Source organism: Streptomyces sp. MS06 (genome assembly GCF_047200655.1).
In the GTDB taxonomy this organism is placed as follows: domain Bacteria; phylum Actinomycetota; class Actinomycetes; order Streptomycetales; family Streptomycetaceae; genus Streptomyces.
In genome coordinates, this window is sequence record NZ_JBJZOJ010000007.1 from 55,743 (window position 1) to 80,472 (window position 24,730).

General features: G+C 71.8%; 26 protein-coding genes. 18 read left to right on the forward strand and 8 right to left on the reverse strand.

Annotated features, from left to right (window positions below; genetic code table 11):
* The 10 genes from ACL02U_RS05230 to ACL02U_RS05275 all read left to right on the forward strand — a co-directional run bounded on the left by ACL02U_RS05230 (nucleotide 1) and on the right by ACL02U_RS05275 (nucleotide 8,573).
* Complete coding sequence (locus tag ACL02U_RS05230; protein WP_412789440.1) at nucleotides 1-444, forward strand: TadE/TadG family type IV pilus assembly protein; 444 nt, start codon at nucleotides 1-3, stop codon at nucleotides 442-444.
* Nucleotides 441-1,778 carry a CpaF family protein gene (locus tag ACL02U_RS05235; protein ID WP_412789441.1) on the forward strand — a complete coding sequence of 446 codons (1,338 nt, stop codon included), beginning with the start codon at nucleotides 441-443 and terminating at the stop codon, nucleotides 1,776-1,778. The genes ACL02U_RS05230 and ACL02U_RS05235 overlap by 4 nt, the downstream gene beginning before the upstream one ends.
* A 136-nt stretch (nucleotides 1,779-1,914) precedes the next feature.
* The gene (locus ACL02U_RS05240; protein ID WP_412789442.1) at nucleotides 1,915-2,859 is read left to right on the forward strand and encodes a type II secretion system F family protein; all 945 of its coding nucleotides are present in this window, start codon (nucleotides 1,915-1,917) and stop codon (nucleotides 2,857-2,859) included.
* 14 nt (nucleotides 2,860-2,873) lie between these two features.
* A complete protein-coding gene (locus ACL02U_RS05245; protein WP_412789443.1) occupies nucleotides 2,874-3,776 on the forward strand; it encodes a DUF5936 domain-containing protein in 903 nt (300 codons plus the stop codon).
* A 25-nt stretch (nucleotides 3,777-3,801) separates the two neighbouring features.
* The gene (locus ACL02U_RS05250) at nucleotides 3,802-5,448 is read left to right on the forward strand and encodes a sensor histidine kinase (RefSeq protein ID WP_412789522.1); all 1,647 of its coding nucleotides are present in this window, start codon (nucleotides 3,802-3,804) and stop codon (nucleotides 5,446-5,448) included.
* Between the two features lie 66 nt (nucleotides 5,449-5,514).
* Nucleotides 5,515-6,324, forward strand: a complete 810-nt coding sequence (locus ACL02U_RS05255; protein WP_412789444.1) for a response regulator — start codon at nucleotides 5,515-5,517, stop codon at nucleotides 6,322-6,324.
* A gap of 159 nt (nucleotides 6,325-6,483) precedes the next feature.
* Nucleotides 6,484-6,693 (forward strand): Flp family type IVb pilin, encoded by a 210-nt coding sequence (locus ACL02U_RS05260; protein ID WP_412789445.1) that lies wholly within the window; start codon nucleotides 6,484-6,486, stop codon nucleotides 6,691-6,693.
* On the forward strand, nucleotides 6,690-7,289 hold the full coding sequence (locus ACL02U_RS05265) for a pilus assembly protein TadG-related protein (protein WP_412789523.1): 600 nt from the start codon (nucleotides 6,690-6,692) through the stop codon (nucleotides 7,287-7,289). Before ACL02U_RS05260 ends, ACL02U_RS05265 begins: the two co-directional genes overlap by 4 nt.
* A gap of 35 nt (nucleotides 7,290-7,324) precedes the next feature.
* Nucleotides 7,325-7,918 carry a hypothetical protein gene (locus tag ACL02U_RS05270; RefSeq protein ID WP_412789446.1) on the forward strand — a complete coding sequence of 198 codons (594 nt, stop codon included), beginning with the start codon at nucleotides 7,325-7,327 and terminating at the stop codon, nucleotides 7,916-7,918.
* A gap of 7 nt (nucleotides 7,919-7,925) precedes the next feature.
* On the forward strand, nucleotides 7,926-8,573 hold the full coding sequence (locus ACL02U_RS05275) for an OmpA family protein (RefSeq protein ID WP_412789447.1): 648 nt from the start codon (nucleotides 7,926-7,928) through the stop codon (nucleotides 8,571-8,573).
* Nucleotides 8,574-8,708: 135 nt separating this feature from the next.
* Here the strand turns inward: ACL02U_RS05275 and ACL02U_RS05280 are convergent, their stop codons facing one another.
* Together ACL02U_RS05280 and ACL02U_RS05285 are read right to left on the reverse strand one after the other, a co-directional pair.
* Nucleotides 8,709-9,275: a dihydrofolate reductase family protein gene (locus ACL02U_RS05280; RefSeq protein WP_412789448.1), complete on the reverse strand. Its 567-nt coding sequence runs from the start codon at nucleotides 9,273-9,275 to the stop codon at nucleotides 8,709-8,711.
* 198 nt (nucleotides 9,276-9,473) lie between these two features.
* On the reverse strand, nucleotides 9,474-9,848 hold the full coding sequence (locus ACL02U_RS05285; RefSeq protein WP_412789449.1) for a DUF192 domain-containing protein: 375 nt from the start codon (nucleotides 9,846-9,848) through the stop codon (nucleotides 9,474-9,476).
* An 876-nt stretch (nucleotides 9,849-10,724) separates the two neighbouring features.
* On the opposite strand from ACL02U_RS05285, the gene ACL02U_RS05290 reads away from it, so the two are divergent.
* From ACL02U_RS05290 to ACL02U_RS05305, 4 genes are all read left to right on the forward strand, one after another.
* Nucleotides 10,725-11,498: an isoprenyl transferase gene (locus ACL02U_RS05290; RefSeq protein WP_412789450.1), complete on the forward strand. Its 774-nt coding sequence runs from the start codon at nucleotides 10,725-10,727 to the stop codon at nucleotides 11,496-11,498.
* Nucleotides 11,499-12,036: 538 nt separating this feature from the next.
* Nucleotides 12,037-13,362: a PhoH family protein gene (locus ACL02U_RS05295; RefSeq protein ID WP_412789451.1), complete on the forward strand. Its 1,326-nt coding sequence runs from the start codon at nucleotides 12,037-12,039 to the stop codon at nucleotides 13,360-13,362.
* Between the two features lie 435 nt (nucleotides 13,363-13,797).
* Nucleotides 13,798-14,484, forward strand: coding sequence for a transglycosylase SLT domain-containing protein (locus ACL02U_RS05300; RefSeq protein WP_412789452.1), 687 nt, complete (start codon nucleotides 13,798-13,800; stop codon nucleotides 14,482-14,484).
* 139 nt (nucleotides 14,485-14,623) lie between these two features.
* A complete protein-coding gene (locus tag ACL02U_RS05305) occupies nucleotides 14,624-16,012 on the forward strand; it encodes an AI-2E family transporter (protein ID WP_412789453.1) in 1,389 nt (462 codons plus the stop codon).
* Between the two features lie 92 nt (nucleotides 16,013-16,104).
* Here the strand turns inward: ACL02U_RS05305 and ACL02U_RS05310 are convergent, their stop codons facing one another.
* From ACL02U_RS05310 to ACL02U_RS05320, 3 genes are all read right to left on the reverse strand, one after another.
* Nucleotides 16,105-16,536, reverse strand: coding sequence for a cupin domain-containing protein (locus ACL02U_RS05310; protein ID WP_412789454.1), 432 nt, complete (start codon nucleotides 16,534-16,536; stop codon nucleotides 16,105-16,107).
* 155 nt (nucleotides 16,537-16,691) lie between these two features.
* On the reverse strand, nucleotides 16,692-17,234 hold the full coding sequence (locus tag ACL02U_RS05315) for an alkyl hydroperoxide reductase (RefSeq protein WP_412789455.1): 543 nt from the start codon (nucleotides 17,232-17,234) through the stop codon (nucleotides 16,692-16,694).
* A 6-nt stretch (nucleotides 17,235-17,240) separates the two neighbouring features.
* On the reverse strand, nucleotides 17,241-17,795 hold the full coding sequence (locus tag ACL02U_RS05320) for a peroxiredoxin (protein ID WP_412789456.1): 555 nt from the start codon (nucleotides 17,793-17,795) through the stop codon (nucleotides 17,241-17,243).
* 133 nt (nucleotides 17,796-17,928) lie between these two features.
* On the opposite strand from ACL02U_RS05320, the gene ACL02U_RS05325 reads away from it, so the two are divergent.
* The 4 genes from ACL02U_RS05325 to ACL02U_RS05340 all read left to right on the forward strand — a co-directional run bounded on the left by ACL02U_RS05325 (nucleotide 17,929) and on the right by ACL02U_RS05340 (nucleotide 21,103).
* Nucleotides 17,929-18,879, forward strand: a complete 951-nt coding sequence (locus ACL02U_RS05325) for a LysR substrate-binding domain-containing protein (protein WP_412789457.1) — start codon at nucleotides 17,929-17,931, stop codon at nucleotides 18,877-18,879.
* A 422-nt stretch (nucleotides 18,880-19,301) separates the two neighbouring features.
* Nucleotides 19,302-20,225, forward strand: a complete 924-nt coding sequence (locus tag ACL02U_RS05330) for a MarR family transcriptional regulator (RefSeq protein WP_412789458.1) — start codon at nucleotides 19,302-19,304, stop codon at nucleotides 20,223-20,225.
* Nucleotides 20,226-20,280: 55 nt separating this feature from the next.
* A complete protein-coding gene (locus ACL02U_RS05335) occupies nucleotides 20,281-20,667 on the forward strand; it encodes a roadblock/LC7 domain-containing protein (RefSeq protein WP_412789459.1) in 387 nt (128 codons plus the stop codon).
* 4 nt (nucleotides 20,668-20,671) lie between these two features.
* The gene (locus tag ACL02U_RS05340) at nucleotides 20,672-21,103 is read left to right on the forward strand and encodes a hypothetical protein (protein WP_412789460.1); all 432 of its coding nucleotides are present in this window, start codon (nucleotides 20,672-20,674) and stop codon (nucleotides 21,101-21,103) included.
* Between the two features lie 51 nt (nucleotides 21,104-21,154).
* Here the strand turns inward: ACL02U_RS05340 and ACL02U_RS05345 are convergent, their stop codons facing one another.
* Genes ACL02U_RS05345 through ACL02U_RS05355 form a run of 3 tightly spaced genes read right to left on the reverse strand, consistent with a single transcriptional unit; the run spans nucleotide 21,155 to nucleotide 24,698 of the window.
* The gene (locus tag ACL02U_RS05345; protein WP_412789461.1) at nucleotides 21,155-23,488 is read right to left on the reverse strand and encodes an ABC transporter permease; all 2,334 of its coding nucleotides are present in this window, start codon (nucleotides 23,486-23,488) and stop codon (nucleotides 21,155-21,157) included.
* Nucleotides 23,485-24,174 carry an ABC transporter ATP-binding protein gene (locus ACL02U_RS05350; protein WP_412789462.1) on the reverse strand — a complete coding sequence of 230 codons (690 nt, stop codon included), beginning with the start codon at nucleotides 24,172-24,174 and terminating at the stop codon, nucleotides 23,485-23,487. The genes ACL02U_RS05345 and ACL02U_RS05350 overlap by 4 nt, the downstream gene beginning before the upstream one ends.
* Nucleotides 24,171-24,698 carry a PadR family transcriptional regulator gene (locus ACL02U_RS05355; protein ID WP_412789463.1) on the reverse strand — a complete coding sequence of 176 codons (528 nt, stop codon included), beginning with the start codon at nucleotides 24,696-24,698 and terminating at the stop codon, nucleotides 24,171-24,173. The genes ACL02U_RS05350 and ACL02U_RS05355 overlap by 4 nt, the downstream gene beginning before the upstream one ends.
* Between the last annotated feature and the right edge of the window lie 32 nt (nucleotides 24,699-24,730).

Consider the following 24,730-nt stretch of genomic DNA (forward strand, 5'->3'; position numbering starts at 1 on the left):
ATGCCGTACGACCGCACCGACCGGTGGCCGAGGCGGGCGAGCCGGGGCACCGGCACACCCCGCGACGGCACCGCACCCGACCGGGGCCAGGTCGCCCTGGAGTACCTGGGCTTCGTCCCCGTCCTGCTGCTCGTCGCGCTGGCCGGCATCCAACTCGGCCTGATCGCCTACACCGCACAGCAGGCCGGAACGGCCGCCCGCGCCGGCGCCCGCAGCGCCTCGCTCCAGCAGAGCGCACAGCGGGGCTGCACGCAGGCGGTCAGCGGATGGCTCGCCGACGGCACCCGCTGCACCGGCACCGACCTCGGCGACGCGGTCCGGGTCACCGCCGACGTCGACATTCCCTCCCTGGTCCCCGGCTGGGACTTCGGGCAGGCCCACCGGACGGCCACCATGCCGCTCGACCGCGCATCGGAAGCAGGACCAGGAGGGCCGCAGGGATGAGTCTGAGGGCACGCGTCAACCCCCCCGAGGAGAACGCCGTCCGGGGCCAGGACGGCCATCTGGTCGCCTCCTACCGCGCCAAACTGCTGGAGGAGATCGACCTCGCCGAAATGGGATCGCTCGCCGCCGCCGAGCGCAGAGCCCGCCTGGAACGCGTCCTCGGACACATCATCAGCCGCGAGGGCCCGGTGCTGTCGACGGTGCAGCGCTCCCAACTGATCCGCCGCGTCGTCGACGAGGCACTCGGCCTCGGCATCCTCGAACCGCTGCTGGAGGACGCCTCCATCACCGAGATCATGGTCAACGGCCCCGACGCGATCTTCGTCGAGCGTGCCGGACGCGTCGAACAGCTCCCGCTGCGCTTCGCCTCCACCGACCAGCTCATGCAGACCATCGAGCGCATCGTCTCCACCGTCAACCGCCGCGTCGACGAGTCCCACCCCATGGTCGACGCCCGGCTGCCCTCCGGCGAGCGCGTCAACGTCATCATCCCCCCGCTGTCCCTCACCGGACCGACGCTCACCATCCGCCGCTTCCCCCGCTCCTTCACCCTTCCCGAACTGGCCGGCTTCGGCTCGCTCGACGACCACATGCTGCTGCTGCTCGCGGGACTGGTGCAGGCCCGGTTCAACGTCATCGTGTCCGGAGCCACCGGCACCGGGAAGACCACCCTCCTCAACGCCCTGTCCGGCCTGATCCAGCCCAGCGAACGCATCATCACCATCGAGGACTCCGCCGAACTCCAACTCCAGCAGACCCACGTCATCCGCCTGGAGTCCCGCCCGCCGAACGTCGAGGGCAAGGGGCGCATCACCATCCGCGACCTGGTCCGCAACTCGCTGCGGATGCGCCCCGACCGCATCGTGGTCGGCGAGGTCCGCGGCGGCGAATCCCTCGACATGCTCCAGGCCATGTCCACCGGCCACGACGGCTCCCTCGCCACCGTGCACGCCAACAGCGCCGAGGACGCCCTGACCCGGCTGCAGACCCTGGCCTCCATGTCGGACGTCGAGATCCCCTTCGTGGCCCTGCACGACCAGATCAACAGCGCCGTCGACGCCCTCGTCCAGCTCACCCGCTTCCCCGACGGCGCCCGCCGCATCACCGAGATCGCGCTGCTGTCCAGCCACGGCGGGGAGCCGTACCGGCTGGCCACGGTCGCCCGCTTCGACGCGCAGCCCATGACACGGGACGGCCGCGTGCAGGGCGCCTTCCGCCACTTCCCGCTCCCGCGCCGCACCGCCGACCGCCTCTACATGGCCGGCCAGCCGATCCCGCAGGCATTCGGGGTGGCGCACTCGCCGGACCAACTGGCAACCCGGGAGGCTCGTTAGAGACACGCGACCGGCGCAACGCGAAACCCCGGGAGACCGCACAACCGAGTCATCCACCCGCCACCGACGCGGCCCGGGCAAGCCAGACGGACCGTCAACCCGGGGCAGTACAGGACAGGTAGGACAGGTAGACCACATGGACCTTCGATCCCTCAGCGGGCTCACCCTCGGCATCACCCTGCTGGCCTGCGTCCTCGCCGTCCTCGGGATGCACTTCCTGGCCCGCGGCCGAGCGCAGCGAGCCGCCCTGGTGGACCGCCTGACGCACACCCACCGGCTTCCGCCCGCGGGCCGCCGCCGCCGATTCCGCTCCCTGGACCGCCGGGTCCGCCGCACGGCACCCGGCCGCGCGCTGGAACGGCGGCTGCTCGCCACGGGCCTGGACATCACCCCGGGGGAGTTCACCGCGGGCCTGGTGGCGGCGGTCGCCGGACTGTGGCTGCTGGGTCAGCAGGTCCTCGCGCCCTTCTTCGGCCCCCTCGCCGCGCTGCTGGCCGTCTGGGCGGCTCTGCAGTTCCTCTCCTGGCAGCGCCAGAAACGTATCGAGAGGTTCATCAACCAGCTCCCCGAACTCGCCCGGATCCTCGCCAACGCCACCCAGGCCGGCCTCGCCCTGCGCACCGCCATCGGCATGGCCGCCGAGGAGCTGGAGGCACCCGCGGGCGAGGAACTCGGCAAGGTCGCGCACCAGCTCGCGGTCGGTGTGCCGATGGACGACGCGCTCGGCGAGCTGGCCGACCGCCTGCCCTCCCGGGAACTCGTCGTCCTGGTCACCACCCTGGTGCTGTCCAACCGCGCCGGCGGGCAGGTGGTCGGCGCCCTGCGCAACCTGACCGAGACGCTGGAGGAGCGCAAGGAGACCCGCCGGGAGATCCGCACACAGCTCTCCCAGGTCAGCATGACCTCCTACGCCGTCCCGGTACTGGGCATCGGGTCGCTGTTCCTGATGAACGCGGTCAAGGACGGCGCCCTGGAGCGGATGACCGGCTCACCCGTCGGGCAGGCCTGCGTGATCATCGCCTTCGGCCTGTACGCGGTCGGCTTCCTCCTCATCCGGCGCATGTCGCGCATCGACGTCTGAAGGGGGCGGCCGACATGGGACTGGGACACCTGGGACTCCTGCTCGCACTGCTCATGGGACTGAGCGTGGCGGGCGTCTTCGCCGGCCTGCGGATGTACCGCGCCGACGCCAGACTCCCGAGCGACCTCGCGCTCGCCCTGGAGGTGGGCGCCACCCGCACCGGCGCCGTCGACTCGCTCATCGACCGGATGGGCATGCGCTACGCCCCCGCCGTCCTGCGCCTGATGGGACCCGCGCTGGTCGCCCGGTACCGCCGCAGGATCGACCTCGCGGGCAACCCCGGCGGCCTGACCATCGACCGCTACGCGGCCCGCAGAGCGGTGTACGGCTTCCTCGGCGCCGTCGGCTTCCTGGTCTTCCTGCTCCGCGGCCAGTACCTGGTGGCGCTGCTCCTCCTCGCCTTCGGCGCGTTCTGGACCGAGGTCGGCATCTGGGCCGCCATCCGCGTACGCCGGGACGTCATCGAGCGGACCCTGCCCGACTTCCTGGACGTGCTGGCCGTGGTCGTCAGCGCCGGCCTCGGCTTCCGCCAGGCCCTGGACCGGGTCTCCTCCCGCTACGAGGGCCCCTGGGCCGACGAGATCCGTATCACCCTGCGCCAGATGGACCTCGGCATGAGCCGCCGCCAGGCCTTCGCGGAGCTGAGGCGGCGCAACGACTCCGAGCAGGTGGCGATGTTCGTCACGGCCCTGCAGCAGGGCGAGGAGCTGGGCGCCCCGATCGTCGACACCCTGATGTCCCTCGCCAAGGACATGCGGCGCACGGACGCCCAGAACGCCCGGCGCAAGGCGGCGCGCGCGGTGCCCCGGGCCACGCTGGTGATCACCACGTTCATGGTTCCGGCGACGATGCTGCTGCTCGGCGCCGGACTCCTGCTCGGGTCGGGCACCGACTTCGGCTCGATCACGGGGGAATAGGGGGAGGGGCGAGATGGCGCGGATCATGCCGTACCGCGGACGGCCGACCACCTCCGGCGGGAGGACTCCGCACCGGCCGGCCGGTGCCGGGGGCGAGGGCCGGCCGAGCGCACCGCGGCTGCCCGGGCCGGGTGGCCCAAGCCGGTCCGCGGAAGGCCCGCGGACCGGACACGCCGCCGCGGCCCACCCGTCTCCCCCCGCACCGCAACCCGAACCCGGACACGGCATCGGCCCAGGACCCGGACCCGTCCCCGGGCTCGATCCCGGTCCCGTCGCCGAACGCGGTCCCGAACCCGGATGCGGCATCGGCCCAGGACCCGGAGCCGGCACCGACCGCGAACCCGGTCCCGAGGCCGTTCCGGGCCGCGAACCCGGTCCCGAACGCAACGCCCTCCAGGCGATGTGCCGCCAGTTCGCCGGATTCCGCCTCGCCATGATCGCCCTGGCCGCTCCCTCCGCGCTGCTGAACGCCGCTCCCGGAATCGGTACCCGACTGGTCGGCGCGGCGGTCGTAGCCACCTTCATGGCCTCCTACGTCCTGTTCCGCGACTGGGAACGCTACGGGGCCCTCCTCCTGCGCCACCCCACCCTGCTGGCCGTCGACACGCTCATCGGCTCCCTGCTGCTCTTCTCGGCCGGCCCGGAAACCACCCTCGGCTACGTCAGCGTCTGCACCCCCCTCCTCGCCGGCATCCTCTACGGCTGGCGCGGAGCGGCCTGCTTCGCCTCGCTCCAGTCGCTGATCCTGCTGCTGGTGTACGGAGTGCGGGGCGATGCTCTCCACACCGCGCCGGCCGACTCCCTCCTCCTGCCCGGCCTCTGCGTCATCACCGGCGCCCTCGGATCCACCCTGCGCGGACTGCTGCTCCGCTACGGAGCCGTGGCCGAGGCGCTCACCGCGGCACGGTCCCGGCTGGCCGCCGCCGAGGCGGTCGACGCCGAACGCGCCAGGCTCGCGCGAGAGCTGCACGACAGCCTCGCGAAGACCCTGCACGGCGTGGCCCTCGCCGCGGACGGCCTCGCGGCCCGTGCAGCCTCGCCGGACGGCCGCGTCCCCGACCCCGCCCTGGTGAGGGGGCAGGCACAGCTGATCGCCCGCTCGGCCCGCCACGCGGCCACCGAGACGCGGACCCTGCTCACCGAACTGCGCGGCGACGGCGGCCCGGCCCCTCTCGGCGGCGACATCCTTGCCGCTCTGGTGGCCCAGTCCCGTGACTTCGCCGCCCGCACCCCAGTCCCCGTCACGTACCACGCCCCCGCCCGCCCGCTTCAGGCGCCGCCCCTGCTCCCGCCCGACACCGCCCGCCAGGTGCTCGCCATCACCGGCGAAGCCCTGGAGAACGCCCACCGCCACGCAGGTCCCACCAGGATCGACGTACGCGCCGACGTACGCGCCGACGTGGCCGGCGGCAGCGTCCTGCACGTCAGCGTCCTGGACGACGGCCGGGGCCTGCCGCCCGACACGACGCTCGAAAACCTCCGCAGCGCCCGCCACTTCGGACTGCTCGGCATGGCGGAGCGCGCCGCGGCCGTGGGCGCACGCCTGCACATCGGGGGAGCCACCGAACGCACGACCGGCCGCTACACCCCTGCCGGAGTCGGCCCGGAAGTCCGGCACCGGGGAACCGAGATACGCCTGGAACTGCCCCTGCCACCCCCCACCGGTCGCTGACGCGCCCCAGGCCGGCAGCCCCGCACCTTCGCCCCCGCACTCCCCCCACCCCGCAGAGGAGCCCCGATGCCGAATCTCACGCCCCCGGTTCGGACACCCTTGTCCCCGTCCCCCGCAGGTGAGTTGAGACTCGTCGTGGCCGACGACAACCCGGTCGTCCGCGCGGGACTCACCGCGGTGCTGTCCGGATGCGAGGACATCGCCGTCGTGGCCGAGGCCGCCGACGGCCGCGAGGCCTGTGCCGCGGCCGAGCGGCACCGCCCCGACGCCGTTCTGCTCGACGTCCGCATGCCGGGCATGGACGGCATCGCGGCACTTCCGCACCTGGTGCGCATCGCCCCCGTCGTGATGCTCACCTACAGCGGTGAGTCGGACGTCGTGCAGGAGGCGCTGCGCCGCGGAGCGGGCGGCTACCTGGTCCACGGAGAGTTCACCGTCGACCAGCTCGTCGCGGCCGTGCGGGACGTCGCGGTGGGGCGTCCCCACCTCACTCCGACCGCCGCAGGCGCACTCCTCGCCCACCTCCGGTCCGGCAACGGTGCGGATGCACACACAAGGCGTGCAAGTCCAGTGCCAGCAAAGGCAGTTTTACCCAAAGGGCTTTCGCGAATGCAATTCCCTGTGGGACAGTCAGGGAGGTGTCCCGACAGGTCGAGGTACCGACTCAGCGCGCGGGAGGGGGAGATCATGGACCTCATCACCACCGGCATGAACAACCGGCAGATCGCCGCCGCCTGCTTCATCAGCGAGAAGACGGTCAAGAACCACATCAACCGCATCTTCGCCAAGCTGGACAGCGCCAGCCGAGCCGAGGCGACCGCCAAGTGGCTGGGCACGAACCCCCGGCCGGGCGACTCCGCCCGCGGGCTGCGGTGAGCCCCGTGTCGGCCCGGCAGGAGCACCCGTCCACCCTCTGGGCCCGCCTTTGGGCCCTGGGACCCTCGACGCCAAGACGCCTCGCCGCCTACGGTGCCCGAGCCGACAGCGGCACCGGCGAGCAGGGAGCCGGTGGCGCGACACCCGGAGGGGAACAGCATGAGCAACTGGATCAACTCCACGGTCGCATACCTCCAGTCCCGAGCGGCCCGAGCGCGCCGCGAGGACAAGGGGCAGACGGCGGTGGAGTATCTGGGCATCATCGCCGTGGTGGTAGCGATCGTGCTGGCGATCACGGGGACGGACATCGGCAGTGCCATCTACACGGCAATCTCGGACAAGATCAACGAGGTTATCGGCAACGGCTGATTCGCTCGACCGAGTCCGCCGACTCAGGGCAGGCCTTTCCCATCTATCTCACAGTGGTGGGGGGGCTGCTCCTGCTCGCGTTTGCCTACCTTGCCGTCGGCCAAGCCGCGGTGAATCGGAGCCAGGCCCAAGGCGCCGCAGATGCCGCTGCTCTTGCCGCGGCGCAGGAGACAAGGGACCAACTCGCCGACCAGTGGGCCCAGAACGTGCGTGACCCGGAAAAGTGGCAGGCCATCTTCGACGGCGATGCGGAGGTTGTGCCGTCGTGCTGGCGTGCCTACCAACTCGCACAACAGAACGACGCTCGTGTTACAGGGTGCTCCCCAGCCGGGCCACTGGCCTATCGGGTCGATGTCACGACGAACAAGTCCGTCGGCCGTTCAGTAATCCCGAACACTGAGAGCCGCCATGCGTCTGCGTCCGCCATGGCCGTGATCGAGCCTCGCTGCACCTTCGCCCTCCCTGATGAAGAGGCATCGGACGAGGCACTTCCCCAACTCTCATGCAAGGGGAAGACCTGGCGCCTGGATACGGATGAACTCACTGTCCTGCCTCAGCCCAAGGATCTCTTCGACGTGCACTTGGCCGACGAATGACATGCGAAAAGACGATTGAAGAAGGAAGCAGAGCGATGAGTGTTCGGTTCGCTGCGAAACGCCGCAGAGGGATGGCTGCCTTGACGCTCGTGGCCGGTCTGGTAGTCGGTGCGGCCGGCTGTGGGAGCGGAGGCAGCGCAGACAGCGGGGACAGCAACAAGCATGAGTCGTCGGCTTCCACGTCCAGTGCCACCGGGTCCCAGCCGAGCGCGCAAGAACGCGACTCCGAAGCGCCGTTGGCCGAACTGAAGGGCACGAGTGGACTTCTCCTCCAGATCACCTCGGCTCAACGCGAGGCAGGCGGTTTCGTCACCGTGAACGGCAATCTGAAGAACGACGGTCCCAAGCGGGTGACCGTACCCGCTCTGGTGCGAGGCGACGAGACGGAAATCCTGCGGCACGGCATGTCTCTCGGCGGCGCGACCCTGATCGACGACAAGGAGAAGAAGCGCTACTACGTGCTAAGGGACACCGATGGGAGGCCTTTGACGACGACGGGCTTCTCCTCGATCAAACCAGGGGATTCCCTGCCGGTGTTCATGCAGTTTCCGGCCCCGCCCGCAAGCACCACGCAAGTTACCTTCCAACTACCGACGTTTGCCAGCGCCGCGATCCAGATCTCCGGGTGAGGCACTCATGACCCGCACCCGCCACAGCCCTCAGCACCCCCACCCCCGAACCCTCCTCCCCGCCGCCACTCTCTTGCTCACCGTCGTCCTTTACGCCCCCGCTCCCGCGCATGCCGACGACGACCCCGGCCTCCCCTCCGGAGCGGACGCCTCCCCCTCCGCACCGGTGAAGGTGGACCCCACCGACCCCGACCTCAAGCTTCCCGAGGGCGCCACCCTGGCGGCGCCGAAGGTGCTGGACATCAAGTCGGTGGTGGAGGAGCAGTCGGGGGACGAGCGCCAGGAGGTGACCAACACGTCCGTGACGTTCGCCCTGCAGGCGGAGGTCCTGTTCGGCAAGGACAGCGCGAAGCTGGGCGGGGAGGCCAAGGCGCGCATCGCGCGGATCGCCGAGGAGATCAGGAAGCAGCACGCCACGAGGATCCGCGTCTTCGGCTTCACCGACAACCTCGGCTCCTCGGCACACGGCGACGTCCTGTCGAAGCAGCGTGCCAATGCCGTGCAGGACGCCCTCGACGGCGACCTGAACGATGCGAGCATCACCTTCGAGGTGCGCGGCTACGGCGAGCAGTACCCGATCGCCTCGAACGCGACGGAGGCGGGCCGCCGCAAGAACCGCCGGGTGGAGGTGACGTTCCCGCGGGTTGAGAACTGAGCGCGCCGGGGGTTGAGCACCGGGCGTACGGGGTCTCGGAGTTCGCGGCACAACCTCAACCCCGATGGCACGCCGGTGGCACCTGTGCCGTCGTCCTGGGGCTTTCGGACAGTCCCGGCGCCTGGGTGCTGCTGCTCAGCGCCTCGTCTCGTACCTGGTCAGGACCACGCCGCCGGGAAACGTCCGCGTCTCCACCAGGTTCAGGTTCACCCAGCCGTCCAGTGCGGTGAAGAACGGCGTGCCGCCGCCCACCAGGACCGGATGGGTGGCGATCACGTACTCGTCGATCAGCCCGGCGCGCATGGCCGCCCCGGCGAGCGTGGCGCCGCCGATGTTCATCGGGCTGCCGTCCTCGGCCTTGAGCCGGGCGATCTCGGCGACGGCGTCGCCGGTGACCAGGCGGGCGTTCCAGTCGACCTCGTCGATCGTCGAGGAGAACACCACCTTCGGCGTGTCCCGCCAGTTCCGCGCGAACTCGATCTCCGCCGGGGTGGCGTCGGGCTGCCGGTCGCCCGTCGGCCAGTAGGAACTCATCGTCTCCCACAGCTTGCGCCCGTACAGCGACAGGCCACTCTCCCGCTCGTGGTCGAGCCACCACTGGAACAGCTCGTCGCTCGGCGGCCCGCTCCAGCCGATGTCGTCGCCGGCCGCGGCGATGTAGCCGTCCAGGGTCAGGTTCATGCCGTAGATCAGTTTCCGCATGGTCCAGCCTTCCGTCCGTGGGTGTCCCGCGTATGGACCAGCGCGGCGCGGGAAACTCATCGGTACGCGATCCGGGCTCGCCGGTGGTCGTGCTCCCGGCTCAGCGTGGTGTACTCCGCCGACTCGGGCAAGCCGCCTGATCTCGACCTCGCCCTCGAGGGGAAGCGCCGCGGATCCGAGACCGATCACGGGTGTTCCTCAGCCTGCTCCGGGGTCCACCCGCACCCGAGCGCCGACTCGCAGCCCCCATCCCGCCATGGCTCCGGCGCCCGACTCCAGCACGTGCCCGGCGCGCAGCCTGGGCAGGCCGAGCCGGCCGGGCTGCATGGTGCGTACGGCGAGTACCCGGAGGCCGCGGTCGAGGTAGGCCACGTCGATGGGGAACCGCATGCGGAAGGTGTGCACGCTGTTGGCCGGGGAGAGCAGCAGGGCCCCCTCGACCGAGTCGCGCCCGAGGAGCCCCTTCGTGCGGGCGCGGTAGGAGGACGCGATCTCGAGGGGAACGGCAAGCGCCGCCCCCTCGCTCCCGTCCACGACCAGCGTCGCCCACCCGTCCGGCCACCGTGCCCGCATCCCGAGTCCCTCCCGCCGCGTCGCCCGCGAAACCACGGCGCCCACCCAACCAGAGACCGGGCGACCGCGCCGCCCTGGTGGCACGGCACGGTGCATGGCCGCCGCTGCTCGCTCCCCCGGAGGGCGGACACCGCGATGCGCGGGGCGAAGGTTTTCACATCGTTACCCCGTATGGCTGGCACCCCGACGGTCGTCTCGCTTAGGTTCAGACCAAGGTAATTCGCGTGAGCAAAGCTGCGCGGGCGGCACCGCGCAGTGGAGGGGGCTGCGCGGTGCCGCCGCCGTCAACGTCAAGAGGCGGAACGGGTGCACTCACCCGTGCGGGGGAATGGGGGCCTCCGTCCACAGGGGCTTCCCAGCGGGCTCCCGGATCGTCGAGCCGCCCGCGGCTCCGGTCGTTTTCGCTGGTCGGGGCTGCCGTGTCGAGACTCCTCGAATGCACTGCCCGCCGGCGCGGGCGTCACCGCCGCGTCGCCGGGCGACTGCGGAGCGTAGTGATGACACGCCGATGCACCCATCCCCCCTCACGAAGGGTTATGGTGGAAACCCCCCCTCGGGCCGGTCCGTATCCCCCCCCCACGGACCGGCCCGTTTTCGTGTCCCGGGTCGGACGCCACTCGAATGCTCCCGCCCCCATGACGCCTCCCCCCTCCCTTCCGCTCCCCCGCTCCGTCCCGACGGTCGGTCCCGCGGCGCGTACCGGGTCCTCCCGCGCCCGGTCGCGCACCCCCGCCGGGCGCGGGCCGGCGGGTGCAGGCCCCGCGGTCGGGCCCCGTCCGCGCGCACCCCGGCAGGGCGCTCGGCGCTCCGCAGCGGTACGCTTCCGGCTTCGGGGACCGTTTCGGGTCCGTTCCCTACGGAGGGGCTGACAGTCTCGTGAACCTGCGCGACAAACTGCGCGCCCTGCTGGTCAGGCTCTACGCACGCCGGGTGGAAGGCCACCTGGACCACGCTCAGGTGCCCAAGCACATCGGTGTCATCATGGACGGCAACCGGCGCTGGGCGAAGGCCGCGGGTTCGACCACCGCCCAGGGCCACCGGGCCGGGGCGGAGAAGATCGAGGAGTTCCTCGGCTGGTGCAGTGAGACCGACGTCGAGGTCGTCACCCTCTGGCTGCTGTCGACGGACAATTTCGACCGGCCCCGGGAGGAGCTCGTTCCGCTCCTCGGGATCATCGAGGACGTGGTCCGCGCCCTGGTCACCGACGGCCGCTGGCGCGTCCACCACGTCGGCGCCCTGGACCTGCTGCCGCCGGGGATGCAGCGCACCCTCAAGAACGCCGAGGAGACCACCGCCCACGTCGGCGGGATAGTGGTCAACGTGGCCATCGGCTACGGCGGCCGCCAGGAGATCGCCGACGCGGTCCGCGCGATGCTCGTGGAGGCCGGCGACCGCGGGCTGTCCATGGAGGACCTCGCCGAGTCCGTCGACATCGACATGATCGGCAAGCATCTGTACACCGCCGCCCAGCCCGACCCCGACCTGGTGATCCGCACCAGCGGCGAGCAGCGGCTGTCCGGGTTCATGCTGTGGCAGACCGCGCATTCGGAGTACTACTTCTGCGACGTCTTCTGGCCGGCCTTCCGCAAGGTCGACTTCCTGCGCGCACTGCGCGACTACGCGGCCCGCCACCGCCGTTACGGCGGCTGACGCGACCCGCGGTCAACGCCACGGCGGCTGACGCGGCCCGCCACCGCGCCGACGCGACCCGCGGTCAACGCCACGGCGGCCTACGCGGCCCGCACCGTGCCGTCGCGGCCCGCCACCGCCCCTGCGGCGGACGGTGACGCTTCCGCAGCCGTCCGCCCCGTCCGCCCCGTTCGCCCCCGCCGCCTCCCGGCGCACACGCCCTTCGGGCCCCGGGCCACCCCCGGAGAGGGCGCCGTATACCCCCTTCTGCGCGAACGTAACGCGGAGTTCACCGGCCTGCCGTCATATGCCGTGGCATGGCGGTGCCTCTTCCAGGGCATACAGCAAGCAGGTCGACACCCGACCCACGGGTGTCGGGTCTCAGCGGGCGGCACGGGGTCGCCCGCCCGGGAGGTCCTTTGCACCAGCCCCACCGTGCGGTCAACACACGGATGATGCGGCGGAGGGCCGGTTCTCGGCCCGCGGTGCAGGAGGGCCGACGACCGGTCCAGCTCCACTCCGTCGCTCCCCGACCTCATCCGAGGGGGTACGTCCTTCCGTGGTGACCAGCACAAAGCGCCACAAGCCCGACCGGCGCACCTACGTTCTCGACACCAGCGTCCTGCTGGCCGACCCGAACGCCCTGAGCCGCTTCGACGAGCACGAGGTCGTGCTTCCGATCGTCGTGGTCACGGAGCTGGAGGCGAAACGGCACCATCCCGAACTCGGCTACTTCGCCCGGCAGGCCCTCCGCCTGCTCGACGACTGCCGGTTGCGGTACGGCCGCCTGGACGCCCCCATCCCGATGGGCGACCTCGGCGGAACGCTCCGGGTCGAGCTCAACCACTCGGACCCCAGCGTGCTGCCCAGCGGGTACCGCCTGGGGGACAACGACTCCCGCATCCTCGCGGTCGCCCGCAACCTGCAGGCGGAGGGGTTCGACGTCACCGTCGTGTCGAAGGACCTGCCCCTGCGGATCAAGGCCTCCTCGGTGGGTCTCCTCGCCGAGGAGTACCGCGCGGAGCTGGCGATCACGGAGAACTCCGGCTGGACCGGAATGTCCGAACTGACCCTGCCCGGGGAGCAGGTGGACATCCTCTTCGAGGAGGGGCACGTGTACGTCCCGGAGGCCGCCGGCCTCCCCGTGCACACCGGACTGGCCCTCCACTCGGAGCGCGGCAACGCCCTCGGGCGGGTCACCCCCGAGGGCAACGTCCGGCTGGTCCGCGGCGACCGGGAGGCCTTCGGCATCAAGGGGCGCAGCGCCGAGCAGCGCATCGCGCTGGACCTGCTGCTCGACCCGGACGTCGGGATCGTGTCGATGGGCGGCCGGGCCGGCACCGGAAAGTCGGCGCTGGCGCTGTGCGCGGGCCTGGAGGCGGTGCTGGAGCGCCGTCAGCACCAGAAGGTGATGGTCTTCCGGCCGCTCTACGCGGTGGGTGGCCAGGAGCTCGGCTACCTGCCCGGCAGCGAGGCGGAGAAGATGAGCCCCTGGGCGCAGGCCGTCTTCGACACGCTGTCGGCGGTCACCTCCCGCGAGGTCATCGAGGAGGTCACCGCGCGCGGGATGCTCGAGGTGCTGCCGCTCACCCACATCCGCGGACGTTCCCTGCACGACGCGTTCGTGATCGTCGACGAGGCGCAGTCCCTCGAACGGAACGTCCTGCTGACCGTTCTGTCCCGGATCGGGGCGAACTCCCGGGTCGTCCTCACCCATGACGTGGCGCAGCGGGACAATCTGCGCGTGGGGCGATACGACGGTGTGGTCGCCGTGGTGGAGAAGCTGAAGGGGCATCCGCTTTTCGCGCATGTCACCCTCACCCGGTCCGAAAGGTCCCAGATCGCCGCCCTGGTGACCGAAATGCTGGAGGAGGGGCGTATCTGAACCGCCTGGTGCGACTGTGTGACTTCGTACGTTTTCATAGCCGTTGCGCGTAAGTCGGCGCCGTCGGGCAAAGCGGAAGAGCTTAGCCCGGCGGCGCCGCCGCATGTGACCGTTCGGGAAAACTCCCAGGGCCAAACCTGATGTGAGCTTTCACACGCAACGCAGAATTGCCTACCGGCGTCCGGTTACGGCAGAGTCTCAATCTCGTCAGGCCCCGCATACGGCACCTCCGTACCCCCAGCGGTACGGCACCGCAGAACACTTCCAACTCCACAGAGTCGCCGTATGCCGCCCGCGCACCACGCGGCGCTCCCGTGCAGGGGGTTGCCCACCGGGCCCGCGCCTCCCGTGACCCCGAAGTTGGGGAGGCCAGTGTCAGGGGCACGATTGCGTCCGCCAGGGTCACCGGAGCGGGCGCTGCTGGAAGGAAACCGTGTGAGCCGGATTTCGGTCCGGGGATTCGCAGTGGCCTCGGCCACCGCGGTCACCGCTGTCGGAAGCGTCGTCGGTGTTGCCTCGGGCAGCACCGCAGCACAGAACAACGACGCCGAGACGACGGCAGCCGACGCGACGCTCCTCGCGGACATCCCCGCGGGCCAGCAGGCCCAGGTGCAGACCGCGTCCCTGGCGCAACAGGCCGACGCCCAGGCCATCGCGGCTGACGCGAGCGCCAAGAAGGATGCCGAGGAGGCGGCCCGCAAGGAGGCCGCCAAGACCGCGATCGCGAAGAAGGAGCGCGCGGAGAAGGCGGCCAAGGAGGCCAAGGAGCGCGCCGAGGCCAAGCTGGCGGCGAGCCGCAGCTCGGCCAGCTTCCCCGTGCAGAGCTCCTACACCGTCTCGCAGATACAGGCGATGGCACGGCAGATGGTGTCCAGCAGCCAGTTCCAGTGCTTCAGCAGCATCGTCAGCCACGAGTCCAGCTGGAACTACCGGGCCGTCAACGCCTCCTCGGGCGCCTACGGCCTCTTCCAGGCGCTGCCCGGCTCCAAGATGTCCAGCGTGGGCGCCGACTGGCGGACCAACCCGGCCACCCAGATCAAGTGGGGCCTGAACTACATGAACAGCCGGTACGGCAGCCCCTGCGCCGCCTGGTCCTTCTGGCAGGCCAACCACTGGTACTGAATCGGCGGACCCGAGGCCCCCGGCTCTCAACCCCGCACAGCCCCTCCCCGTCCTAGGGGGAGGGGCTGCTGCCATGTACGGTCGGTCCGGACGACTCCTGGGGGGAGTGGTGGGGAAAGACGGGGGAAGAGGACGGATCATGTCGCGAGTGCCAGGGTGGCTCGGCAAGCTCGGTGCCGGACTGAGCGAGATGAGCGAGCGGCTCGACGAGCGGCGCGCCGAGGTCGAGCGGGAGCACGCCGCGGAGGTTCCGCACCCGCCTGCCCGGGTGTCGACGCCGCCCGACCACCCGCCGCCCGCCGCAGCCGTCCCGCCGGCCCGCCCCGACCCGGCCCAGGCCGTCCCGTGGGGCGTACGGGTCGCAGCCGAGGCGGGCTGGCGGCTGCTGGTGCTCGCCGGCACGGTGTGGGTGCTGATGAAGGTCATCAGCGCTGTGCAGCTGGTCGTCCTCGCCTTCGTGGCCGCCCTGCTGATCACCGCGCTGCTCCAGCCGACCGTCGCCCGGCTGCGGCGGCTCGGAGTGCCGCGCGGCCCGGCGACCGCGCTGACCGCGTTCGCCGGGTTCGTCATCATGGGGCTGATCGGATGGTTCGTGACCTGGCAGGTCATGGAGAACATCGACAACCTCTCCAACCAGGTCCAGGACGGTATCGACGAGCTGCGCAAGTGGCTGCTGCACAGTCCGTTCCACGTCACGGACAAGCAGATCAACCAGATAGCGAAGAACCTGCGGGACGCGGTCGGCGCCAACACCGACCAGATCACCTCGGCCGGGCTGGAGGGCGTGCAGGTCGTGGTCGAGGCGCTGACCGGCATCCTGCTGGCGGCCTTCTCCACGCTGTTCCTGCTCTACGACGGCAAGCGCATCTGGGAGTGGTCGCTGAAGCTGGTGCCCGCCGCCGCCCGGCCCGGGGTGGCCGGCGCCGGCCCCAGGGCGTGGCGGACGCTGACGGCGTACGTGCGCGGCACGGTGATCGTCGCCCTGATCGACGCCACCTTCATCGGCCTCGGGATCTACTTCCTGGACGTGCCGATGGCGGTGCCGCTGGCCGTGTTCATCTTCCTGTTCGCGTTCATCCCGCTGATCGGCGCGGTGGTGTCCGGGGCGCTGGCGGTGGTCGTGGCGCTCGTCACCCAGGGAGTGTTCACCGCGCTGATGACGCTGGTCGTGGTGCTGGCGGTGCAGCAGATCGAGGGGCACATCCTGCAGCCGTTCATCCTCGGCCGGGCGGTGCGGGTGCATCCGCTGGCCGTGGTGCTGTCGGTCACCGCCGGGGGCATGATCGCCGGTATCGGCGGCGCGGTGGTCGCGGTCCCGCTGGTCGCGGTCACCAACACCGTGGTCGGCTATCTGCGGGCGTACTCCCGCGCACCCGTGGTGCGCCAGGCGCCGCTGCCTAGGGGCGCCACCGCCTCGGACGCGGCCCTTTCCCTTTCCCCCCAGGCCCCGGAGCTGGAGGCGGCAGAGGGGCCGTCGCCGGGTGCGCCCGAGGGGCCCGGGCCGGAGGGCGGCCGGACAGCGCGGTGAGGCTTCCGGGCGGCCGGACAGCGCGGTGAGGCTTCCGGGCGGCCCGGGCGGCCCGGGCGCCTCCCCGGCCGGCCTGCCCCCGCCTCCCGGGGTCAGGCCTGCGGCGGGCCTGCGACGTTGACCGTGGACGGCCCGGGCTGTCCGCTGCCGGTGCGGACCACGACGGCCTCGGCGGGCTGCGGGGAGGTATTGCTCTCCCGGTGCACCGTTCCCGGGGGGACGCGGACGAAGTCGCCGGGGCGGGCGGTCACGCTGTCGGCGCCGTCCGGGCCGAAGTCGACGCGTATCGCACCGGACAGCACGTAGACGACCGTCTCGTAGCCGTCGTGGTGGTGCCAGCCGGAGACCGTGCCCGGCTCGGTGCGTACCAGCCCGGACCACATGGCCTGCGACGCGAAGGCCTCCTGCCGTCGCATCCCCGGCGTCGGCGGTCCCGTCCGGCGCTCCTCCGGGCCGATGAGGGTGACCGGGTCCGCCCGGTCCGACGGCTCCGGTCGCTGCGGCTGTTCGGGTCGGGTGGTCATGGCCGGCCTCCTTCGGCGAGCCCCCTCTCCCCGGCTCCAGGGTAGGCGCGGCCCGGGGCAGGTGCACGAGGGCGCCTGCGGGGCGCCGGACGAGGCACGGCCCCCGTCGCACCGGGAGCGCCGGCGGGGCGGGGGCCGTGGGGCGCGCTGCGGGGTTACCCGGCCGCTTCGGCGAGCACCGCCTCGGCGTCCAGGGTGACGCCGACCGCCTGGATCACGGAAGCGATCTTGAACGCCTCCTGGACCGTCTCGCGGTCCACGCCGGCCTTGCGCAGGACCTGCTCGTGCGAGTCCAGGCACATGCCGCAGCCGTTGATCGCGGACACCGCGAAGGACCACAGCTCGAAGTCGGCCTTGTCGACGCCGGGGTTGCCGATGACGTTCATCCGCAGGCCCGCGCGGAGGTTGCCGTACTCGTGGTCCGACAGCAGGTGGCGGGTGCGGTAGAAGACGTTGTTCATCGCCATCACCGCGGCGGCGGACTTGGCCGCCGTGTACGCCTCCGGCTTCAGGTTCGCCTTCGCCTCGGGCTCCAGCTCACGCAGCACGACGGGGGAGCGGGAGGCGATCGCGGTCGCCAGCACCGTGCCCCACAGCTGCTGCTCGGGAAGGTCCGAGTTGCCGATGACCGAGCCCAGGTTGAGCTTCAGGTCCTTGGCGTAGTCCGGTACACGGGCCTTGAGGTCGTCGAGGGACACGGTGCGTCACTCACCCGCCAGCAGTGCGACCGGGTCCAGGGTGTCTTCGCCCTTGCTCCAGTTGCACGGGCACAGCTCGTCGGTCTGCAGGGCGTCCAGGACCCGCAGGACCTCCTTCGGGTTACGGCCGACGGAGCCGGCGGTCACCATGGAGAACTGGATCTCGTTGTTCTGGTCGACGATGAAGACGGCACGCTTGGCGAAGCCCTCCTCGTCCTCGATGCCCAGGTCGCGCATCAGCTCGTGCCGGGAGTCGGCCATCATCGGGAAGGGCAGGTCGCGCAGGTCGTCGTGGTCCTTGCGCCAGGCGTGGTGGACGAACTCGGAGTCGCCGGAGAAGCCGAGGACCTGGGCGTCGCGGTCGGCGAACTCGTCGTTCAGCTTGCCGAAGGCGGCGATCTCGGTCGGGCACACGAAGGTGAAGTCCTTGGGCCAGGCGAAGACGACCTTCCACTTGCCCTCGTAGGTCTTGTGGTCGATCTTCTCGAACTCCGCGCCCTTCTCCAGCGAGACGCATGCGGTCAGTTCGAACTCGGGGAACTTGTCACCGACAGTGAGCAACTGGCTCTCCTTGCAGCGAGGAACACCCGTTTTGCAGGTGTTTCCCATGGGTTGGACGGAGCCGATGTTGGCACAGGGTGCATTGATCAGAGAAATAGCTACACTCGGTCGTGTTGATCGGAGGGAGTTATCAGTGAGTGGTGGCAGCAAGCGTCGGCAGCCCAGCCTGTCCCAGCTCCGGGCGTTCGCCGCGGTGGCCGAGCATCTGCACTTCCGCGATGCGGCCGCCGCCATCGGCATGAGCCAGCCGGCGCTCTCCGGCGCCGTGTCGGCGCTGGAGGAGGCACTGGGTGTCACCCTTCTCGAGCGTACGACGCGCAAGGTACTGCTCTCGCCGGCCGGTGAGCGGCTGGCCCTTCGCGCCAAGGCCGTCCTCGGCGAGGTCGGAGCCCTGCTGGAGGAGGCGGAGGCGGTCCGGGCGCCGTTCACCGGCGCGCTGCGGCTCGGGGTCATCCCCACCGTGGCGCCCTACCTGCTGCCGACCGTGCTGCGCCTGGCGCACGAGCGCTACCCGGACCTCGACCTCCAGGTCCACGAGGAGCAGACCGCCAGCCTCCTGGACGGTCTGCTCTCCGGGCGCCTGGACCTGCTGCTGCTCGCCGTGCCGCTGGGCGTGCCCGGAGTCGCCGAACTCCCGCTTTTCGACGAGGACTTCGTACTGGTCACGCCGCTGGACCACCCCCTCGGCGGCCGGGAGGGCATCGGTCGGCAGGCGCTTCGGGAGCTCAACCTGCTGCTGCTGGACGAAGGGCACTGCCTGCGCGACCAGGCGCTGGACATCTGCCGGGAAGCCGGCCGGGAGGACGCGCCGGTCACCACGACGGCCGCCGGCCTGTCCACCCTGGTCCAGCTCGTCGCCGGGGGCCTCGGCTGCACGCTGCTGCCGCGCACCGCCCTGAAGCTGGAGACGACCCGCAGCAACCAGCTCCTGACCGGCTCCTTCGCCGACCCCGCCCCGACCCGCCGCATCGCCCTCGCCATGCGGACCGGCGCGGCGCGCGGCGCCGAGTACCGGCAACTGGCGGCGGCGCTGCGCGAGGCGATGGGCCCGCTGCCGGTACGGGTCCTCGACCCCCGCCCCTGAAACGGCCGTCCCCGCCCCTGAAACGGCCGTCCCCGCCCCTGAAACGGCCGTCCCCGCCCCTGAGGCCGCCGCCCCGCCTCCGGCCGCCGCCGCCTCGCCCCTTGAGTCGCCGCCCCGCCTTCCGGCCGCCGCAGGGCGGCTTGCGGCGGCCGGCCGAGCGGTCTCGACGGCCGAGCGGTCTCGTCCGTCGAGACCGATCTCCCGCCCCGGCAGCCGGCGTTCCCGACCGTCCCCGCCGACCGGCAGGGCATCGCATTCGTTCAAATGGGCGCCGAACAAAGCCCCATTGTGCGGCCGCAGGTTCCAACTTCCGTCAAGTAGGGACAGCTCCCACAGGTCCGGCCGGACCGTGCGTCCCCCGCTGGTAGACATACCCCTCAACGGTGACGTCTCAGGCATCTGTGCGAGGCCCAAGGGGAGTGATGGCGGGCAACGGGGAGGACGAGCGGGACCCGTTCGGCGGATACGGGTACGACCTGCTGTCGCGGGCGCTGGCCGGCTGTGCGCGCGAGGGGTTCTCCGGGGCCCTGCGGGTGAACGGCTCACCGGGCGGCACCTTCCACCTCAGGTCCGGTCTCGTCGTCGCGGTCGAGTCGCCCGGCGCGCCCAGCCCCCAGGCGCTGCTGCTGCGTTCCGGCCGGATCACCGGCGAGCAGTGGGAGCGGCTGGTCGACGAGTCGCGGGGCGCGCGCTGGCCCGCCGAGGCGTTGATCGCCCACGGGTACGCGGGAACCGCCCAGCTCGGACTGGTGTGCGTGATGGCGCTGCAGGACGCGGCCTTCGCCGTCGTCGCGGGCCGGATCGGCGGCTGCGAACGGGTCGCGCACAGCAAGCCCCTCGCGCCCGTCGCCCTGGGCGAGCCCCCGCAGCGTGTGCTGGGCGACGCCGCCCGCAAGGTCCTCGCCGTGACCGAGCTGCCGCACCCCGTGCGCCCCGACCGGGAGCGGCCCGTGCCGGGATCGCAGGCGTCCGTGAGCAGCCGGCTCAGCACCCTGCGAAACGAGCTCCTCGACCATGCCGACGGCCGCCGAAGCGCCCGCGACCTGGCCTTCTGCGTGGGGCGCGGGCTGTACCCGGTCACCGTGGAGATCGGCTGGATGCTCGGTGAAGGGCTGCTGCGGTGCACCGGGGCGCCCGCGCCCGTCCCGGTCCTGCTGCCGGCCGACGGCCGGGGCGTACAGCCCCGGGAACCCACGCCGGACCCGCTCCGGCAGCCCCTGCCCGCACCCGCCGCCCTGCCGCGGCGCCGGCCCGGCAGCAGCGGCATCACCGAGGTCCGCCCCCCGCGGCGGAGCGGGCCGACCTGGAAGGACTTCTTCCGCCTGCGGCACCCGACCGCGGACTGAAGGAACCGGGGCTCAGCCCCGAACAGATGCGACCAGACATCGGAGACCTGACGTCATGAACCACGAAGCCCTCGCGCAGGAGATGCGCGGCCTGCGCGAGCAGGTGGCCGGCATCACCGACACGGCGGTGGCGGCCGCCGACGGGATGCTCATCGCGGCCGACACCGCCGAGTCCATCGACCGCGAGCAGCTCGCCGCCCTCGCCGCCGCCGGTCTGGGACTGGCCCGCCGTACGGCGAGCGTCACCGGCCGCGGCAACTTCAGCCGCACCGTCACCTACGGCAGCCGCGGCTGCGCCGCCTTCTACGCCGTCGGGGACACCGCACTCGTGGTCGTCCTCGGGGACGAGGGCCTTGACGTCGACCGGCTGCACGTCGCCACCCGGACGGCCGTGGACCGCATCCAGGCGATCCTCGCCGTCAAATCCCCCGAAGGAGTGTGACCCCATGGCCACCAAACGCATGGCCACCGGCTTCTCCGACCAGGTGACCAGCCTGGTCAAGTCGCTGCGCACCGAGGCCCCCGACTGCGTCGCCTCCGGCGTCGTCGACATGGCGACCGGAATGCTGCTGGCGTACGAGACCGTCGACAGCCACCCGCCGGAGGTCCTCGACCTGCTGGCGGGCGCGACCCTCGACCTGTTCCAGGGGCGCACCGTGCTGATGATCGAGGACCTCTGGAAGGAGCGCCGCCAGCAGAACGGCCACGACGGCCACTTCTTCCAGGAGATCCTGGTCAACAGCGAGAACGTCACCCATCTGTTCGTCCGGATGAACGAGCAGCAGGACGTCGTCGCCGTGGTGGTGTGCCGCAAGTCGGTGAACGTGGGCATGCTGTTCGCCCAGGTGCGCCGGGTCATCCGGGAGTACAGCCTGTGACGGTGGGGGCCCCGGCCGGACCCGTTGTTCCGGCCGGGGCCCACCCGGTGCTCACTCGGTGCGCAGGCCGTCCGGCCGCATCAGCCGCAGCAGCGGCGGCAGGCTCAGCAGGGCCACCGCCAGCACGACGCCCCCGCCGATCGCGGACATCGAGAGCACGCTCGCCCAGTCGACCCGTATCCGGGCGGCCGCCATCCGCAGCAGGACCGCACCGAGGGCGAGTCCCACCGCCGAGGCCAGCAGCAGGCCCAGGGCGATCGGCACCGCGGTCTGCCACAGCACCGACAGGCCCAGCGTGCGCCGCCGGGTGCCGAAGGCGACCAGGGACGACAGCAGCTTCCTGCGGTCCCGCAACTGCTCCAGCTGGGAGACCAGCAGGCTCACCCCGATCAGTGCCAGCACGCAGGCGGCGCCCACGAACAGGCCGGTGCGGATGGAGGCGAAGCGGTGCGACTCGCGGGTGACCGTCCAGGTCACCACCTGCGCGAGCGGGTCGAGGCGGGCCGCGGTGTTGCGCACGTACTCCGGTGCGTCCGGCACCGACCGGTCCAGCCGCAGGTAGATCTGCGTGTGCCCGGCCGGGGCCGCGCTGCGCGGAAGCGCCTGCGGCGTCATCAGGAAGCCGCCCCGCCGGTAGCCGAACAGACCCTTCACGGAGACGGCGTGCTTGACGTCCGAGGGGACCCTCCAGGCGACCCGCAGGCCGGGTGAGCCCTCGTAGGAGGGGTCGATGTACAGGGTGTCGCCCGGCCCGGGCGCCGGGCTCCGCATTTCGTGGTCGGCGCCGGTCACCGCGAAGACGTCTCCGGCGCGGCAGGAGGGCAGCGTGGCGACCTCCCGCAGGGCCGCGCAGCCGCCGACGGTGAGTTCGGCGCTCGACCCGGGGTTCTTCGGCCCGTCTCCCAGGGACAGGCTGGTCAGCTCGATCGCCGCGCGTACACCCCGGGTCGCGTTCAGCTTCTCCGCCGCTTCCGGCAGGCGGCTTCCGTCGCCGATGCCGACCTGCATCTGCGCCCGCCGCAGGTCCTTGCCCGTGGGCTCGGTGTAGTCGCCCTGCACTCCGGAGAACAGCATCTGCAGCGCGATCGCCCCGGCCACCGCGACCGCGATGCCGTTGACCGAGCGGGCCGCCGTACCGCTGCTCAACTGCAGGCGTCGCACGGCGAGCTGCCAGGAGACCCCGCCGGCGCCGAGCCTGGCGACGACCGCTTCCACGATCCACGGCAGCAGGGCGGTCACCCCGACCAGCAGCAGCAGGACACCACCGATCACCAGGTACTGGTTGAACGTGCCGTGGTCGCGGCCCTTGCCGATCATCGGGTAGAGCAGCGCCAGGCCGCCGAGCGGGAGCAGCAGCCGCCACCACAGCCGGCGGCGGGCGGGCCTCGCGGTCCGCACCACGCCCAGCGGCTCGATCACCACACCGCGCAGGGCGAACAGGGTGACCAGCACCGAGGCGGCCGGCACCGCGAGTGCCACCACCGCGGCGAGCAGCGGGGACGGATCGAGGTCGCTGGGGAAGACGCTCACGTCCAGCACCTGGACGTGCCCGGCCACCTGACGGGCGGCCAGGAAGAACCCCGCGCCGAGCACCAGTCCGAGCAGGGAGCCGCCGAGCGCCTCGCCGGCCGCGATCCGCCGGGTCATCCGGGTGTCGGAGCCGACCAGCCGCAGCGCGGCGAGCCGCCGGTCGCGCCGTTCGCCGCCGAACCGGACGGCGGCCGCGATGAACACGGCCACCGGCATCAGCAGCACCGTGAACACGACCAGGATCAGCAGCAGCAGCACCGGGTCGAGGCGTTCCCGGATCCTGGTGACCGGTTCGCCGAAGGCGGTGATGCGGGCGACCGAGTCGTGGTCGATGCGCGGGGCGAGGTCGTCGGCGCCCGCGTAGAAGACCAGCTCGTTCGGGCCGGTCAGACCCTGCTCGGTGATCGTGCCGGTGATGCGGTACGGCAGCCGGGGCCGCAGCAGCGCTCCGCCGTCCGAGGCGAGCAGGTCCTTCAGCGCGGGGGAGACGACCATCTCCCCGGGTGCCGGAAGCCGGTCCACGCCGGGCGGCCGCGGCGCCCGCGGGCCCTCCGCCTCCAGCAGGCGCCCGCCCACGCTCAGTTCGCCGTACGTGGTGTTGGCGTCGGCGACGATGAGCGTGTTGTCGGCCCTGGGCCGGTCGGGCTGGCCGAAGGTGTGGTCCGCGCGTGCCTCCTCGCGGTGGTGCCGCGCCGAGAGCGCGTGCGGGACCGCGGCGGCCAGCAGCAGCAGCGTCACGCCCAGTCCGACGCCGACGGCGGTCAGCAGGGCCCGGGTCCAGCCCTCGCGCCCGCCGCCGAAGGCGAACCGCATCCCCATCGCCAGATCGCCGGCCCACTGCCGTGCCGTGCTCATACGAACTGCTCCATGTCCCGGGACCGGCCGTCCCGCACGACGATCTCGCGGTCGGAGTAGGCCGCCACCCGCGCCTCGTGGGTGACGAGGACCACCGCGGCGTCGGCCGAGCGGGCGGCGTCGGTCAGCAGTTCCATCACGCGTTCGCCGTTGAGGGAGTCGAGCGCCCCGGTGGGCTCGTCGGCGAAGACGACCCGGGGGTCGGTGACGAGAGAGCGAGCGACCGCGACCCGCTGGCCCTGCCCGCCGGACACCTCGCCGGGGCGCTTGCCGCGCACGTCGTCGACCTCCAGCCGCTCCATCCAGGACAGCGCGGCCCGTTCGGCCTCCCTGCGGGCGGTGCCGTTCAGCCGCAGCGGCAGGGCCACGTTCTCCACACAGGTCAGTTCGGGCACCAACTGGCCGAACTGGAACACGAACCCGAACTCGGAGCGGCGCAGCGCACTGCGACCGGCGTCGTCCAGTGCGGCCAGTTCCCGCCCGTCGTAGGTGATGGACCCCTCGTCCGGCGGGACGATGCCGGCGAGGCAGTGGAGCAGGGTCGACTTGCCGGAGCCGGAGGGGCCCATGACGGCGACGATCTCGCCGGGGTGGATGGAGAAGTCGGCGCCGTCGAGGGCGACGGTGGGACCGTAGGCCTTGCGCAGGCCGCGGGCCTCGAGGAGGGAGCCGGCGGGGGCGGTCATGCGGACACCACCGCCTGACGGAGCTTCTCCAGCCGGGCGGCGGCCAGTTCCAGCCACCGCAGGTCGGCCTCCAGGTGGAACAGGGCGTGGTCGCAGATGAGTTGGTCGGCGAGGTCCCCCCGGCGCTTGCGGTCGGTGAGGACGCGCATGCTGCGCAGGTGCTCGGCGCGCTGCGCGTCCAGGACGCCGGTCGCGTCGCGGTGGGTGAGCAGGGCCAGGACGACCTTGGTGTACAGCGTGGACTGGAGGTACGGCTCGGGCTTCTCCGGGGTGCCGAGCCAGCGTTCGACGTCGGTGACGCCGGCCTCGGTGATGGCGTACCGCTTGCGTTCGGGGCCGCCGCCGGACTCGATGCCGTCGACCTCCACGAGCCCGTTCCTCAGCAGGCGGGACATCGTCGAATAGACCTGGCCGTAGTGCAGCGGCCGGTCGTGGCCGAACTTCTCGTCGAAGGCCCGCTTCAGGTCGTAGCCGTGGCGGGGGCCGGACTCCAGGAGTCCCAGAAGGGTGTGACCGATGGACATGCCGACGACTCTACACGCGGTGTATACCCGGT

Coding starts and splice junctions, on each gene's coding strand:
- ACL02U_RS05340 (WP_412789460.1), top strand. CDS start 20,672: ATGGCCACCAAACGCATGGCCACCGGCTTCTCCGACCAGGTGACCAGC.
- ACL02U_RS05245 (WP_412789443.1), top strand. CDS start 2,874: ATGGGACTGGGACACCTGGGACTCCTGCTCGCACTGCTCATGGGACTG.
- ACL02U_RS05255 (WP_412789444.1), top strand. CDS start 5,515: ATGCCGAATCTCACGCCCCCGGTTCGGACACCCTTGTCCCCGTCCCCC.
- ACL02U_RS05305 (WP_412789453.1), top strand. CDS start 14,624: ATGTCGCGAGTGCCAGGGTGGCTCGGCAAGCTCGGTGCCGGACTGAGC.
- ACL02U_RS05330 (WP_412789458.1), top strand. CDS start 19,302: ATGGCGGGCAACGGGGAGGACGAGCGGGACCCGTTCGGCGGATACGGG.
- ACL02U_RS05240 (WP_412789442.1), top strand. CDS start 1,915: ATGGACCTTCGATCCCTCAGCGGGCTCACCCTCGGCATCACCCTGCTG.
- ACL02U_RS05250 (WP_412789522.1), top strand. CDS start 3,802: ATGCCGTACCGCGGACGGCCGACCACCTCCGGCGGGAGGACTCCGCAC.
- ACL02U_RS05355 (WP_412789463.1), bottom strand. CDS start 24,698: ATGTCCATCGGTCACACCCTTCTGGGACTCCTGGAGTCCGGCCCCCGC.
- ACL02U_RS05270 (WP_412789446.1), top strand. CDS start 7,325: ATGAGTGTTCGGTTCGCTGCGAAACGCCGCAGAGGGATGGCTGCCTTG.
- ACL02U_RS05230 (WP_412789440.1), top strand. CDS start 1: ATGCCGTACGACCGCACCGACCGGTGGCCGAGGCGGGCGAGCCGGGGC.
- ACL02U_RS05350 (WP_412789462.1), bottom strand. CDS start 24,174: ATGACCGCCCCCGCCGGCTCCCTCCTCGAGGCCCGCGGCCTGCGCAAG.
- ACL02U_RS05275 (WP_412789447.1), top strand. CDS start 7,926: ATGACCCGCACCCGCCACAGCCCTCAGCACCCCCACCCCCGAACCCTC.
- ACL02U_RS05285 (WP_412789449.1), bottom strand. CDS start 9,848: ATGCGGGCACGGTGGCCGGACGGGTGGGCGACGCTGGTCGTGGACGGG.
- ACL02U_RS05235 (WP_412789441.1), top strand. CDS start 441: ATGAGTCTGAGGGCACGCGTCAACCCCCCCGAGGAGAACGCCGTCCGG.
- ACL02U_RS05280 (WP_412789448.1), bottom strand. CDS start 9,275: ATGCGGAAACTGATCTACGGCATGAACCTGACCCTGGACGGCTACATC.
- ACL02U_RS05260 (WP_412789445.1), top strand. CDS start 6,484: ATGAGCAACTGGATCAACTCCACGGTCGCATACCTCCAGTCCCGAGCG.
- ACL02U_RS05310 (WP_412789454.1), bottom strand. CDS start 16,536: ATGACCACCCGACCCGAACAGCCGCAGCGACCGGAGCCGTCGGACCGG.
- ACL02U_RS05335 (WP_412789459.1), top strand. CDS start 20,281: ATGAACCACGAAGCCCTCGCGCAGGAGATGCGCGGCCTGCGCGAGCAG.
- ACL02U_RS05345 (WP_412789461.1), bottom strand. CDS start 23,488: ATGAGCACGGCACGGCAGTGGGCCGGCGATCTGGCGATGGGGATGCGG.